This is a genomic window from Streptomyces sp. NPDC090994, assembly GCF_044768905.1.
Taxonomy (GTDB): domain Bacteria; phylum Actinomycetota; class Actinomycetes; order Streptomycetales; family Streptomycetaceae; genus Streptomyces.
Genome location: NZ_JBIVWS010000015.1, coordinates 65,480 through 77,311 on the forward strand (window position 1 = coordinate 65,480; position 11,832 = coordinate 77,311).

The 11,832-nt window shown below is 72.1% G+C and carries 15 protein-coding genes; 7 read left to right on the forward strand and 8 right to left on the reverse strand.

Going from position 1 to position 11,832, the window contains the following annotated elements:
- Positions 1–40 precede the first annotated feature (40 nt).
- Both ACIQR3_RS26675 and ACIQR3_RS26680 read left to right on the forward strand, forming a co-directional pair.
- The gene (locus tag ACIQR3_RS26675) at positions 41–736 is read left to right on the forward strand and encodes a response regulator transcription factor (RefSeq protein ID WP_403543156.1); all 696 of its coding nucleotides are present in this window, start codon (positions 41–43) and stop codon (positions 734–736) included.
- A complete protein-coding gene (locus tag ACIQR3_RS26680; protein WP_403543158.1) occupies positions 733–2,181 on the forward strand; it encodes an ATP-binding protein in 1,449 nt (482 codons plus the stop codon). Before ACIQR3_RS26675 ends, ACIQR3_RS26680 begins: the two co-directional genes overlap by 4 nt.
- Here ACIQR3_RS26680 and ACIQR3_RS26685 read toward each other — a convergent pair.
- The 3 genes from ACIQR3_RS26685 to ACIQR3_RS26695 are packed head-to-tail and all read right to left on the reverse strand — an operon-like array spanning position 2,153 to position 3,395.
- Positions 2,153–2,350, reverse strand: coding sequence for a DUF397 domain-containing protein (locus ACIQR3_RS26685; protein ID WP_403543160.1), 198 nt, complete (start codon positions 2,348–2,350; stop codon positions 2,153–2,155). The genes ACIQR3_RS26680 and ACIQR3_RS26685 overlap by 29 nt on opposite strands.
- Positions 2,351–2,373: 23 nt before the next feature.
- Positions 2,374–2,568 (reverse strand): DUF397 domain-containing protein, encoded by a 195-nt coding sequence (locus tag ACIQR3_RS26690; RefSeq protein ID WP_403543162.1) that lies wholly within the window; start codon positions 2,566–2,568, stop codon positions 2,374–2,376.
- Complete coding sequence (locus tag ACIQR3_RS26695; protein ID WP_403543164.1) at positions 2,565–3,395, reverse strand: Scr1 family TA system antitoxin-like transcriptional regulator; 831 nt, start codon at positions 3,393–3,395, stop codon at positions 2,565–2,567. Before ACIQR3_RS26695 ends, ACIQR3_RS26690 begins: the two co-directional genes overlap by 4 nt.
- A gap of 124 nt (positions 3,396–3,519) precedes the next feature.
- On the opposite strand from ACIQR3_RS26695, the gene ACIQR3_RS26700 reads away from it, so the two are divergent.
- The gene (locus ACIQR3_RS26700; RefSeq protein WP_403543166.1) at positions 3,520–3,948 is read left to right on the forward strand and encodes an ATP-binding protein; all 429 of its coding nucleotides are present in this window, start codon (positions 3,520–3,522) and stop codon (positions 3,946–3,948) included.
- Position 3,949: 1 nt separating this feature from the next.
- Here ACIQR3_RS26700 and ACIQR3_RS26705 read toward each other — a convergent pair whose 3' ends face one another.
- The 5 genes from ACIQR3_RS26705 to ACIQR3_RS26725 form a co-directional block, all read right to left on the reverse strand.
- Positions 3,950–4,282, reverse strand: a complete 333-nt coding sequence (locus tag ACIQR3_RS26705) for a hypothetical protein (protein WP_403543168.1) — start codon at positions 4,280–4,282, stop codon at positions 3,950–3,952.
- Positions 4,282–4,695, reverse strand: a complete 414-nt coding sequence (gene msrB / locus ACIQR3_RS26710) for a peptide-methionine (R)-S-oxide reductase MsrB (RefSeq protein ID WP_403543170.1) — start codon at positions 4,693–4,695, stop codon at positions 4,282–4,284. Before msrB ends, ACIQR3_RS26705 begins: the two co-directional genes overlap by 1 nt.
- 27 nt (positions 4,696–4,722) lie before the next feature.
- Entirely contained in the window at positions 4,723–6,132 is a 1,410-nt protein-coding gene (gene murC, locus ACIQR3_RS26715) for a UDP-N-acetylmuramate--L-alanine ligase (RefSeq protein WP_403543172.1), read from the reverse strand.
- Between the two features lie 157 nt (positions 6,133–6,289).
- Positions 6,290–6,763, reverse strand: a complete 474-nt coding sequence (locus ACIQR3_RS26720; RefSeq protein WP_403543173.1) for an indole-3-glycerol phosphate synthase — start codon at positions 6,761–6,763, stop codon at positions 6,290–6,292.
- A gap of 178 nt (positions 6,764–6,941) precedes the next feature.
- Positions 6,942–7,844, reverse strand: coding sequence for a pyrimidine reductase family protein (locus tag ACIQR3_RS26725; protein ID WP_403543174.1), 903 nt, complete (start codon positions 7,842–7,844; stop codon positions 6,942–6,944).
- Between the two features lie 37 nt (positions 7,845–7,881).
- Between ACIQR3_RS26725 and zapE the strand changes: the two genes are divergently transcribed.
- The 4 genes from zapE to ACIQR3_RS26745 all read left to right on the forward strand — a co-directional run bounded on the left by zapE (position 7,882) and on the right by ACIQR3_RS26745 (position 11,799).
- A complete protein-coding gene (gene zapE, locus ACIQR3_RS26730; protein ID WP_403543175.1) occupies positions 7,882–9,012 on the forward strand; it encodes a cell division protein ZapE in 1,131 nt (376 codons plus the stop codon).
- A gap of 221 nt (positions 9,013–9,233) precedes the next feature.
- Positions 9,234–9,608, forward strand: a complete 375-nt coding sequence (locus ACIQR3_RS26735) for a hypothetical protein (protein WP_403543176.1) — start codon at positions 9,234–9,236, stop codon at positions 9,606–9,608.
- Positions 9,609–9,685: 77 nt separating this feature from the next.
- Entirely contained in the window at positions 9,686–10,267 is a 582-nt protein-coding gene (locus tag ACIQR3_RS26740) for a carbonic anhydrase (RefSeq protein WP_403543177.1), read from the forward strand.
- Positions 10,268–10,284: 17 nt separating this feature from the next.
- On the forward strand, positions 10,285–11,799 hold the full coding sequence (locus ACIQR3_RS26745; protein ID WP_403543262.1) for a SulP family inorganic anion transporter: 1,515 nt from the start codon (positions 10,285–10,287) through the stop codon (positions 11,797–11,799).
- Positions 11,800–11,832 lie beyond the last annotated feature (33 nt).

Here is an 11,832-nt window from a genome sequence, read left to right on the forward strand (position 1 = left end):
GGGACTCGGCTGTGCGTCCCGGGTGACGCACTATGGGCGGGTGGAAAAAGTACGACTCCTGGTCGTGGACGACGACCCGCCCATCGCCGACCTGGTCGCCACGGTCGCCCGGTACGAGGGCTGGGAGGCGGTCACCGCCCACTCCGGCGAGGAGGCGCTGCGCACCGCCGCCGCGTTCCGTCCGGACATCGTGGTGCTCGACCTGATGCTGCCGGACCTCGACGGCTTCGGCGTCCTGGACCGGCTGCGCCGCTCGGGGACCCAGGTGCCGGTGGTGTTCCTCACCGCCCGCGACCAGGTCGCCGACCGGGTGGCGGGGCTGACCCGGGGCGGTGACGACTACCTGGTCAAGCCGTTCGCGGTGGAGGAGCTGATGGCCCGGCTGCGCACCGTGCTGCGGCGCAGCGCCGGACCCGGCTTCCAGCGTTCCGTACTGAGCGTGGCCGACCTGACGATGGACGAGGACACCCGCCAGGTGCGGCGCGGCGAGACCCTGCTGTCCCTCACCCCCACCGAGTACGAGGTGCTGCGCTACCTGATGCGCAAGTCCCCGACCGTGCTGACCAAGGCGCAGATCCTGGACCACGTGTGGGAGTACGGCTTCGGCGGCCGGTCCAACGTCGTCGAGCTGGTCGTCAGCCGGCTGCGCCGCAAGCTGGACGAGGCGGGCGGCGGCGGGCAGCTGATCCACACGGTGCGCGGCTTCGGGTACGCGCTGCGCCGGGCGGCCCCGTGATACGGCCGGCCCGGCCGGTACGGCGGCTGTGGCGGGCCTACCACGGCTCGCGGCTCGGCACCCGTCTCGCCCTCGGCCTGGGCGCGCTGTCACTGCTGGCGTTCGCCGTGGTCGGCACGGCGCTGACCACGTACATGCGGGACTACCTGGAGGCGCGGCTCGTCGACCAGATGAAGCTGGCGCAGGTGGTGCAGACCAAGGACGCGGCCGAGCACGGCACGGTGCAGCGCAAGCCGTACTACGGCTGGTACACGGCCGTCTACGACGTCTCCGGCTCCTCGGCCGACCTGCGCAAGCCCGCCGAGGTGCCCTCGGACCCGGGGGCGCTGACCGCGCTGGCCGAGGAGATGGCCGACGCGGACGAGGACATCACGCGCACCGTCCGGATCGACGGGCGGGGCCCGTACCTGTTGCGGGCCTGCGAGGTGGAGCCGGGGGTGGTGCTGGTCAGCGCCGCGCCGCTGGGCGACGTCGAGAACACCATGGACCATCTGATCGCCGTACAGGTCGTCGCCTTCGGCCTCGCGCTGCTGGCGCTGGTGGTGTTCGGGCGGCGGATGCTGCGGCGCGGGCTGCAGCCGCTGAGCGACATGGCGCACACCGCGCACGGCATCGCCTCGCACGACCTGACCGAGTCCGCGGCCCGGCTGCCGCTGCGGGACTCCGGCAGGGACGGCGGGCGCGAGGTGGCGGAGCTGCGCACCGCGTTCAACGCGATGCTGGAGCACATCGACGACTCCCTGGCGGTACGCGCCGAGGCGGAGCGGCGGCTGCGCCGGTTCGTCGCCGACGCCTCGCACGAACTGCGCACCCCGCTGATGTCGGTACGGGGCTACGCCGACCTCTTCCAGTACGCGGCGGCCAACGAACCCGGCGAACGGGAGAAGCACCTGGCCCGGCTGCGCGCCGAGGCGGCCCGGATGGGCGTGCTCCTGGACGACCTGCTGCTCCTCGCCCGGCTGGACGCGGCCGAGGTGGAGACCCCGCTGCGGATGGCCGACACCGACCTGACCGACCTGGCCCGCCAGGCCGCCGACGCGTTCCGCGCCTCGCATCCGGGGCGTCCGCTGACCCTGACGGCTCCCGCCGAGCCGGTACGGCTGCGGCTCGACCCGCAACGCATCCGCCAAGTACTGGACAACCTCCTCACCAACGCGGCCGTGCACACCCCGCCCGGCACGGAGGTGACCCTGCGCGTCACGCACGACACGCAGACGGCCCGGGTCGAGGTGGCCGACGCGGGCCCGGGCATCCCGCCCGCCGACCGGGCACGGGTCTTCGACCGCTTCTACCGCGTCGACAAGGCCCGCACCCGCGACCGCGGCGGCAGCGGGCTGGGCCTGGCCGTGGTCCGCTCCCTGGTCCTCGCCCACGGCGGCACGGTGGAACTGGACAGCGAGCCGGGGGCGACGGTGTTCAGCGTGACGCTGCCGCTGAATCCCTGACGGTGAACCGTATGAACGCGGACCACTCCGTGGGGCGGAAGGCCAGACGGGCGCGGGCGGGGGCCTTGGAGTCGCGCACGTGGACGGTGCCAGGTGTGGTGGCGATCTCCAGGCAGGCTCCACCCTCGTTGCCGCTGTAGCTGCTCTTGACCCAGGTGAGGTTGCTCATCGTTCTCCCAGCGCGCGTTTCGGTCAGGATGAGGGAATCTCGCATGCTACGGACCGTATGAAAACGGACCACTCCGAGGCGCTGAGGGCCAACTGCGCGCGGGTCGGGGCCTTGGAGTCGCGCACGTGGACGGTGCCGGGTTCTGTGGCTACCTCCAGGCACTCGCCGCCCTCGTTACCGCTGTAGCTGCTCTTGATCCACGTGAGGTCGGTCATCATTCCCCCAGCGAGTTCTCGATCAGGGTGAGGGACTCGCGCATGGTGAGCGCCTGCGCCCTGATGCTGCCGAAACGTGCGGCCAGGATACGTACTTCCTCCGGGTCCGTGATGAGCCGACTGGAACTCTGGACCTCGGTGTACCCCAACTGACCTTTGCCTTTGGGCGTCAGCAGGACGAACGAGCCGCCCATTCCCGCGTGCTCGGCGCGCTCGGTCGGCATCACCTGCAATTCGACGTTGCGCAACTCTCCAAGCGTGAGCAGCTGTTGCAGCTGCTCCTTGTGGGCCTCCGGCCCGCCGAGCGGTCGCCGGATCACCGTCTCTTCGACGACAGCGGTGATCATCGGCGGTGGCCAACCAGTCAGGATCTCCTGGCGACTCATCCGAGACGCCACCCTCTGCTCGATGGTCGCGTCGTCCAGCAGCGGCTTGCGCATCTCGTACAGCGCCCGAATCCGTCGCTCGGTCTGCAACAGGCCAGGGACGTCGTGGTTGTTGTAGAAGTTGATCTCAACGGCTTCTCGCTCGATCCGCGCGTAGTCCTTGAACCACGCCGGATGCCGCACCCGCGCCTTCGCCTTGGCCTTCTCGATGTCCTCGATGACGGCCTTCAACAGGCCGCCCGCGTCGAGCAGTTCGTCCGCCGCCTTCAGGAAGTCCGGCTGCGGCGTCCGTCTCCCCCGCTCGATCGAGGAGACGAGGTCCTCGCTGTATCCCAGCCGGTCCCCCAACTCCTTCTGCGTCAGCCCGGCCCGCTCCCGCAGCAGTTTCACCTGCTTGCCGATCGCCCGCATGAAGTCGGCGCTCAGCTCACCCTCGTCGGACATGTCCCGTGCCCCGTCGTGTGACGACCGACGCACCGGTACCGCTCACGCTCCGCACCGGTACGCAAACCCTCCGTACCGAAGGAATTCCTGGTCAGGGTAGAGCGGTGCGGCCACGCTCGGTGAGGTGAAGTCGCAGATCTCCACCCGAAAGTTCACCCAGCTCCTCAGCGCCACGCCCCGGGGTGCCCGTCTCGCCCGGCTGCTGACCACGCAGCAACTGAGCGAGTGGGGCTGGCCGCCTTCCTGCCCGGTCAGCGAGGACGCCGCCCTGGTCGTCGCCGAGCTGGCCGCCAACGCGGTGACGCACGCACGCCTGGAGGGCCGCTGTTTCCGGCTCTCCCTCACGGTGGACGTGCCGGAAACGCTCCGCGTCGAGGTGGCGGACCCGCGCGGCGACCGTCCGCTCCCGCCCCTCGGCACCAGCCTCGACGCCACCGCGGAATCGGGCCGGGGCCTGTTCCTGGTGGCGGCGCTGGCCGACCGCTGGGGCACGGCCCCGTACCCGCCGTCCGGCAAGACGGTGTGGGCCTGCCTCGCCCTCCGGCCGTACTGACTCAGGCGGACCAGGGCACCCGGCACACGTGCGGCCGGTCGCCCTCCGGACAGAGTCCCCGGAGTACCGCCTTGCGGACCGCCCGCCACACGCGCAGGGAGCACCGCAGGCGGACGTACAGCTCGACCACCTTCCGGCGCCCGGGGTCTTCCCCCGGGTGCTCCCAGGCCCACTGCTCCACCAGGTGGTCGTAGTCCTCCGGGAGGGCTGTCACGACGGTCCGCTCGACGACGCGGGCGCCTCGGACGGCCACGGCCTCGTCGACGACACCGCCGGCCCACGCCAGTCCCTCCGCGTCGCCGTAGAGACCGAGCCGCAGAGACCGGGTCCGCATCAGCCCGCGTTCTCGGCCGGCTCCAGCCGCAGCGAGATCGAGTTGATGCAGTACCGCTGGTCGGTCGGGGTCGGGTAGCCCTCGCCCTCGAAGACGTGGCCGAGGTGGGAGCCGCAGCGGGCGCAGCGGACCTCCGTGCGGACCATGCCGTGGGAGCGGTCCTCGATCAGCTCGACCGCGGCGGAGTCCTTCGGGTCGTAGAAGGACGGCCAGCCGCAGTGCGACTCGAACTTCGTGGTCGAGGTGAACAGTTCCGCTCCGCAGGCGCGGCAGGAGTAGACGCCCGTCGTCTTGGTGTCGGTGTACTCACCCGTGAACGCGGGCTCCGTGCCGGCCTGCCGCAGGACGGCGTACTCGGCCGGCGACAGCTCCGCGCGCCACTGCTCGTCCGGCTTCTCGACGTCGTACGCCATGAGTGCTCAGCTCCCCTGCTTCTTCTTCTACTGCTTCTGCTGCTTCTGCTGCTGCTTGAGACGGTCCAGGATCAGCGGGCCGAGGTCGGTGACGTCGCCCGCGCCCATGGTGAGAACGAGATCACCGGACCGTGCCATTCCCGCGACCGCCTCCGGTACCCCGGCCGCCTCGTGCAGCGGGGTGACGTCGGCGCCGGCCGCGCGGGCGGCCTCGACGATCAGGTCGCTGGTGACGCCGGGGATCGGGTCCTCGCGGGCCGGGTAGATGTCGAGGACCAGGGAGGCGTCGGCGAGGGCGAGGGACTGGCCCATCTCCTTGGCCAGCTCCTGGGTGCGGGAGAACAGGTGCGGCTGGAAGACGACGAGGATGCGCGCGTCGCCGGCCGCCGCGCGCATCGCCTCCAGGTCGGCGGTCATCTCGGTGGGGTGGTGCGCGTAGGAGTCGATGACCTGGACGCCGGCCGCCTCGCCCTTGAGCTGGAGCCGCCGCTTCACGCCGGTGTAGGCGGCGAGGGCGGGGGCCAGTTCGGCGGCCGGGATGCCGAGGGCGGCGCCCGCGGCCAGGGCGGCGACCGCGTTGGAGGCGTAGTGGCGGCCGGGGACGGAGACGGTGAAGGTCAGTTCCGTGCCGTCGAGGGCGACGGTGACCTCGCTCTTCAGGCCCTGGGGGACGACGGAGAGGATGCGGACGTCGGCGTCGGCCGCCTCGCCGTACGTCACCGTGCGCACCGAGCCGGCCAGGCGGCGGGTCAGTTCGCGGGCGCCCTCGTGGTCGGCGGAGACCACCAGCGTGCCGCCGGGCACGATCCGGCCGGCGAACGTCTCGAAGGACTCGTAGATCTCGTCCATCGAGGCGTAGTTGGCGTGGTGGTCGAGTTCGACGTTGAGGACGATGGCGACCTCGGGGGCGTACTTGTGGAAGCTGCGGTCGCTTTCGTCCGCCTCGGCGACGAAGATCTCGCCGTCGCCGTGCAGGGCGTTGGAGCCGGGCGCGTCCAGGTCGCCGCCGATCGCGTACGAGGGGTCCAGGCCCAGGTGGGACAGGGCGACCGCCAGCATGGAGGTGGTGGTCGTCTTGCCGTGGGTGCCGGCCACCGCGAGCGGACGCAGGCCGTCCATCAGGGCGGCGAGGGCATCCGAGCGGTGGACGACCGGGACGCCCAGTTCGGCGGCGCGGGCCAGCTCCGGGTTGTCGGCGCGGATCGCGGAGGAGACCACCACACAGCTCGCGTCGTCGGCGAGGTGCCCGGCGGCGTGCCCGATGTGGACCGTGGCGCCCAGCGCGCGCAGCGCCTGCGCCGTCGCGGAGTCCTTCGCGTCGCTGCCGGCCACCTTGGCTCCGCGCTGCGCGAGGATCTTGGCGATCCCCGACATTCCGGCGCCGCCGATGCCGATGAAGTGCGGTCGGTCCATGGCGGTGGGGAGGCCGGGTGCCATGTTGTCTCCCTGTGCGTGCGGTTCTGTGCGTGCGGTTCTGTACGTGCCTGTCTGCGCCGGTCAGCCTATGCGGTGCCGGGCGCCGTCGCCGACCTGGCCGGGGCACGCCGCGCAGCCGTGCGCGGCTCCCCGCGCACCCGCCGACCGGCCGGAGGGCTCACGCCTTGCTGTGCGAGAACAGCTTCAGCACCGGGACGCCGACCTTGTGCCGGGCCCGGGAGGCCCAGTCCCGGTGGAAGAACTCCTCCACGTAGTGCGGGTCGGTCAGCACGATCACCTCGTCGGCGCCGATCTCCTCCACCAGGGTCTTCAGCGCGTCCAGCGGGTGCTCGTCGATCAGCCGGCCCACCGCCTCGTGGCCCGAGGCGCGCAGCGCGGTGAGGGACACCTCCAGGGCCCGCTGTCCCGTGGTCAGCGCCTCCTCGCCCTCGGGCGTCTCCCCCTCGCGGACGGCCTCGTCCAGTTCGCCGAGCGCGATGTCGTCGATGGCGCGCAGCAGCCGGTCCGCCTGGTCGCCGCGCGGCTGGAGCAGCACGTAGAAGGAGACGGCCTCGTCCCCGTGCAAGGTGGTGACGAACTCCACGTCGGCGGACGTCAGGGCCTTCTCGATCATCAAAACGCTTGTGAACACCAGGCGCCCCTTCTCCCTCGCGGGCCCGCGGGCCCCAAACCCTCCGTGAGCCGTGTCCGGCCCTGCCGAAACCATCCTGCCCCGTGATCGCGCAGGTACTGCCGGAATCAGTGTGCCCGTCCCCAGCCAAGCGGAACGGAATATTCCGAGTATTGCCGCGCCCCGTACACACGGCGCGTCAGACCCTCCGGTACCGGCTGAAGAGGAAGCCCTCCTCCTCCAGCAGGGAGGCCAGCTCGAACCGCCGCGGCACCGGGACGGACGGCCCCCCGGCGATCCGCTGCGCGTCCCCCGCCGTCAGCAGCGGGGAGACGGTCAGGCACAGCTCGTCCAGCACCCCGGCCGCGACGAACTGCCCGAGCAGCCGCGGCCCGCCCTCGGTCAGCAGCCGCCGGTGGCCCAGGGCCGCGAGGGCCTCCACGGCACGCGCGGGATCCACGCCGGGCCCGTCCCCGGCGACCACCACCCGGGCGCCCGCCCGCTCGGCGGCGGCGACGCGGTCGGCGGGCGCCGCGGCGCCGGTCAGGACCAGCGTGGGGACCAGGGGCGAGGTGAACAGCGGGAGGGAGAAGTCCAGGCCGAGGCCGGCGCTGACCACCGCGATCGCGGGCACCGGGCCCTGCCCGGCGGCCTGCCGGGCCGCCGCGAACTCGGCACGCGCGCGTGCCGGCCGGTACCCCTCCTGGCGTACGGTCTCGGCGCCGACGACGATCACGTCCGCGAGCGCCCGCAGCGTGCCGAAGATCCGCATGTCGGCGGCGCTGGAGATGGGCTGGGAGCGGCCGTCGTGCTGGGCGGCCCCGTCGAGCGTGGAGACCATGTTGGCCCGCAGCCACACGCCCGGCCCGCCGCCCCCGGAACCGCGATCCGGCCCCGAACCCGAACCCGACCCCGACCCCGAACCCGAACCCGGCTCCGGCTCCGGCTCCGGCTCCGGCTCCGGCTCCGGCTCCGGATAGGCGTACGCGGCGGCCAGCTCCGCCAGGCTCCACTCCCGGTCACCCCGGTCGCCCCCTCCCGGGGCCCCCTCGGTGGTCTCTGCCGCTGCTGTCTGGTCGGTCACAGGGAACAGGCGTCGCATGCGGTGCAGTGTTCCACGCCATCTACCATGATGAACCGTGTCGTCTCCCTCCCCCGCCTCCGGCCCCGCCGCCTCCGGCTCCGCACCCATAGCGGGCACCGCGGGCACCGCCCCGCTGTCCCTGTGCTCCCGTGAGCCGCACGTCCCCGCCGACCGGCTGGTGGCCGAGATGGTGCCCCCGCCGCGGTTCGACTCGGTCCGGTTCGACACCTACGTACCGGACCCGAACCAGCCCAGCCAGAGCGAGGCGGTACGGGTGCTGGAGGGCTTCGCGGCCGGGCTCGGCCAGGCGGCACCGGCGGGCGGCGGCAGGCGCGGCCTGTTCGGTCTCGGGCGGAGCAAGGCGCCGAAGACCCCGGCCGGCCCCCGCGGCGTCTACCTCGACGGCGGCTACGGCGTCGGCAAGACCCATCTGCTGGCCTCCCTCTGGCACGCCACCGACGCCGAGCCGTCCCGCAAGGCGTTCGGCACCTTCGTGGAGCTGACCAACCTGGTCGGCGCCCTCGGCTTCCAGCAGACCGTGCGGACGCTGTCCGGGCACCGGCTGCTGTGCATCGACGAGTTCGAACTGGACGACCCGGGCGACACCGTCCTGGTCTCCAGCCTGCTCTCCCGGCTGGTGGAGGCGGGCGTGGCGCTGGCCGCCACCTCCAACACGCTGCCCGGCAAGCTCGGCGAGGGCCGGTTCGCGGCGGCCGACTTCCTGCGCGAGATCCAGGGCCTGTCGGCGCACTTCCGCACCCTGCGCATCGACGGCGAGGACTACCGCCACCGCGGCCTGCCCGAGGCCCCGGCGCCGTACTCCGACGAGCAGGTCACCCGGGCCGCGCACGCCACCGCGGGCGCCTCCCTGGACGCCTTCCCCGACCTGCTGGACCACCTGGCCCGGGTCCACCCCAGCCGCTACGGCGCGCTGACCGACGGCCTCGCGGCGGTGTGCCTGACCGGGGTGCGTCCGGTGCCGGACCAGTCGACGGCGCTGCGGCTGGTGGTGCTCGCGGACCGGCTGTACGACCGGGAGGTGCCGGTGCTCGCCTCCGGGCTGCCCTTCGACCGGCTGTTCAGCGAGGACATGCTCAAGGGCGGCTACCGCAAGAAGTACTTCCGGGCGATCTCCCGGCTGACCGCACTGGCGCGCGACGCGGCACGCCTGGCCGACACCCGCTGAGCGGCGGGCCGCGCCCCAACCCCCTGAAGTCAAGAGGGCGTTCACGCCAGGCGCCCACTCTTTTCAGGCTCTCCTCAGACACGAAACACCGAATTAACCCTGCAAAGGACTGTGCCGGGTTAACGTCTTTCTTGACCAGCCATTGACCAAGTGTTGGTTCTTGTAAAACGTTCGAGGTGAGCGAAGGGGGGCATATGCCACGAGGTACGACGGCCAGAACCGTGATCTCACTCCTCGCCGCCGCCCTGCTCACCTTCCAGCTGTTCGCACCCAGCGCGTCCTTCGCAACCGCGCACACGAGCCGTGATGTCGTGGCCGACACCCAGTCCGGAACCATCCCTTCCGGATGGGTGGCGCGCATCGAGACCGTCACGTGCCACGACGCCGGCCGGCCCGGGGACCCGACCGGTCCCCCGCGGGTCCGCGACCGGCACCGCACCGCCACCGCCCCGGAACCCCGGTCGGCCGAGCGACCGCTCCTGAGGCAGCGCATCCCGGCCGTCTTCGAGCAGGTCCAGTCCGGCATCGGGCACTCACGGCCGCCGAGATCCCCGGCGGACCGTTCCCCCGCGGCACTCCAGGTGTTCCGCTGCTGACAGTCCGGAGCAGCAGCCCCACCTCTGTCATCGACCGTCCGACGCGCCCCCACGCGCGCCAGGAGGAAAACACCCTCATGCAACCCCTCATCGACCACGCCCGCACGTACGGACAGCGCCCTGAGGAGTTCGCCAGGTACGCCGAAGGCCAGTCCCCCGACGTCCTGTTCATCACCTGCTCCGACTCGCGGGTCGTACCCGCGCTGATCACGGGCGCCCGGCCCGGCCAGCTCTTCGAGCTGCGCACCGCGGGCAACGTCGTCCCGCCGTACACCGCGGAGCGCCCCACCGGCGAGGCGGCCACCATCGAGTACGCCGTGCAGGTGCTCGGCGTCGACGACATCGTGGTCTGCGGCCACTCGCACTGCGGGGCCGTCGGCGCGATGGTCCGCGGCGACGACCTGAACGCCGTACCGGCCGTACGCGACTGGCTCAGCTACGGCGCGGACCAGCCGAAGTGCTCCGACCCGGCCGACCCGGCGGTCGCCGAGCCCGTGCAGAACCACGTACTGGCCCAGCTGCTGCGACTGCGCTCCTACCCGTGCATCGAGCGGCGTCTGGCCGAGGGCAGCCTCCGGCTGCACGGCTGGTACTACGAGGTGCACACCGGCACCGTGCACGCACACCAGGCGGACACCGACACGTTCGACGTCCTGTGAGCGCCGCCGTGTCCCGAATATCCAAGTACCCGTTCCTGCGGCAGGACTTCGCCGCCTCCCTCGTCGTGTTCCTGGTCGCCCTGCCGCTGTGCGTGGGCGTGGCCGTCGCCTCCGGCGTCCCGGCCGAACTCGGCCTGATCACCGGCATCGTGGGCGGCATCGTCACCGGTCTGCTGCCCGGCAGCAGCCTCCAGGTGTCCGGCCCCGCGGCCGGACTGACCGTCCTGGTCTACGAGGCCGTCGACACCTACGGCCTGCCCGCGCTCGGCGTGATCGTGCTGGCGGCCGGGCTGCTCCAGCTCGGCATGGGCGCCCTGAAGCTGGGGCGCTGGTTCCGGGCCATCTCGCTGTCGGTGGTCGAGGGCATGCTGGCCGGCATCGGGCTCGTCATCATCGCGGGCCAGCTCTACGCGGCGGCGGGCCTGGAGGCGCCCGCCTCCGGACTCGGCAAGATCGCCGGGCTGCCGGGGGCGGCGGCCGACGCGTTCGGCTCCACCGACGCGCTGGCCTCGCTGGCGATCGGCGCGGGCACCATCGCGGTGATGGTCGGCTGGAAGAAGCTGCCCAAGCAGGCCCAGACCGTGCCGGGCGCGCTCGCCGCGGTCGTCCTGGCCACGCTCGCCGTCCTCGCCTTCGGGCTGCCGGTCGCCACGGTCGAGGTCAACGGCCTGTTCGACTCCATCCAGCCGCCCGGCGCCGACGCCTTCGGCGAACTGGCGAGCGTCGGCATCATCGGCACGATCATCGCCTTCACCCTGATCGCCTCCGCCGAGAGCCTGTTCAGCGCCGCCGCGGTGGACCGGCTGCACAACGGTCCGCGCACCGAGTACAACAAGGAACTGATGGCGCAGGGCGCGGGCAACGCGATCTGCGGAGTGCTCGGCGCGCTGCCGATGACCGCGGTCATCGTGCGCAGCTCGGCCAATGTGAACGCGGGCGCCAAGACCAAGGCGTCCCGGGTCATGCACGGTGTGTGGCTGCTGCTGTTCGCGGCGCTGCTCCCGGCCGCGCTGGCCTACATCCCGCTGCCCGCGCTGGCCGGCATCCTGGTGCACGCGGGCTGGAAGCTGATCCCGTTCCGTCCGCTGGTGACGCTGTGGCGGACGCACCGGGGCGAGGCGCTGATCCTGATCGTCACGGCCCTGTCCATCGTCGCCGTCAACATGTTCGAGGGCGTGCTGATCGGTCTGGCCCTGTCGGTGGTCAAGACCGCCTGGGAGGCCTCGCACCTGAAGACGGAGATCGTCGACAAGGGTGCCGGTCCCATCCAGGTGTACCTGTCGGGGAACGCCACCTTCCTGCGGCTGCCGAAGATCCTCGACAGCCTGGAGTCGCTCCCGCAGGACCGGCCCATCGAGCTGGACCTGTCCGGACTGCACCACCTGGACCACGCCTGCCGTACCGCCCTGGAGAACTGGGCCGAGCGGCACAGCGCCACCGGCACGGACCCGGTGAAGGTGACGGAACCGGCGCAGGTGGGGGCACAGGCCCAGGTGAAGGAACCGGCCGGGGTGACCGAACCGGCGGGCTGACGCCCGGCTGAGACGTCCGGGCACTCCACGCGC

Excerpts from the sequence above, each read along its gene's own strand:
- ACIQR3_RS26725 (WP_403543174.1), bottom strand. The coding sequence starts at position 7,844 with ATGCGACGCCTGTTCCCTGTGACCGACCAGACAGCAGCGGCAGAGACC.
- ACIQR3_RS26690 (WP_403543162.1), bottom strand. The coding sequence starts at position 2,568 with ATGATGACCGACCTCACGTGGATCAAGAGCAGCTACAGCGGTAACGAG.
- ACIQR3_RS26740 (WP_403543177.1), top strand. The coding sequence starts at position 9,686 with ATGCAACCCCTCATCGACCACGCCCGCACGTACGGACAGCGCCCTGAG.
- ACIQR3_RS26685 (WP_403543160.1), bottom strand. The coding sequence starts at position 2,350 with ATGAGCAACCTCACCTGGGTCAAGAGCAGCTACAGCGGCAACGAGGGT.
- ACIQR3_RS26705 (WP_403543168.1), bottom strand. The coding sequence starts at position 4,282 with ATGCGGACCCGGTCTCTGCGGCTCGGTCTCTACGGCGACGCGGAGGGA.
- murC (WP_403543172.1), bottom strand. The coding sequence starts at position 6,132 with ATGGCACCCGGCCTCCCCACCGCCATGGACCGACCGCACTTCATCGGC.
- ACIQR3_RS26695 (WP_403543164.1), bottom strand. The coding sequence starts at position 3,395 with ATGTCCGACGAGGGTGAGCTGAGCGCCGACTTCATGCGGGCGATCGGC.
- msrB (WP_403543170.1), bottom strand. The coding sequence starts at position 4,695 with ATGGCGTACGACGTCGAGAAGCCGGACGAGCAGTGGCGCGCGGAGCTG.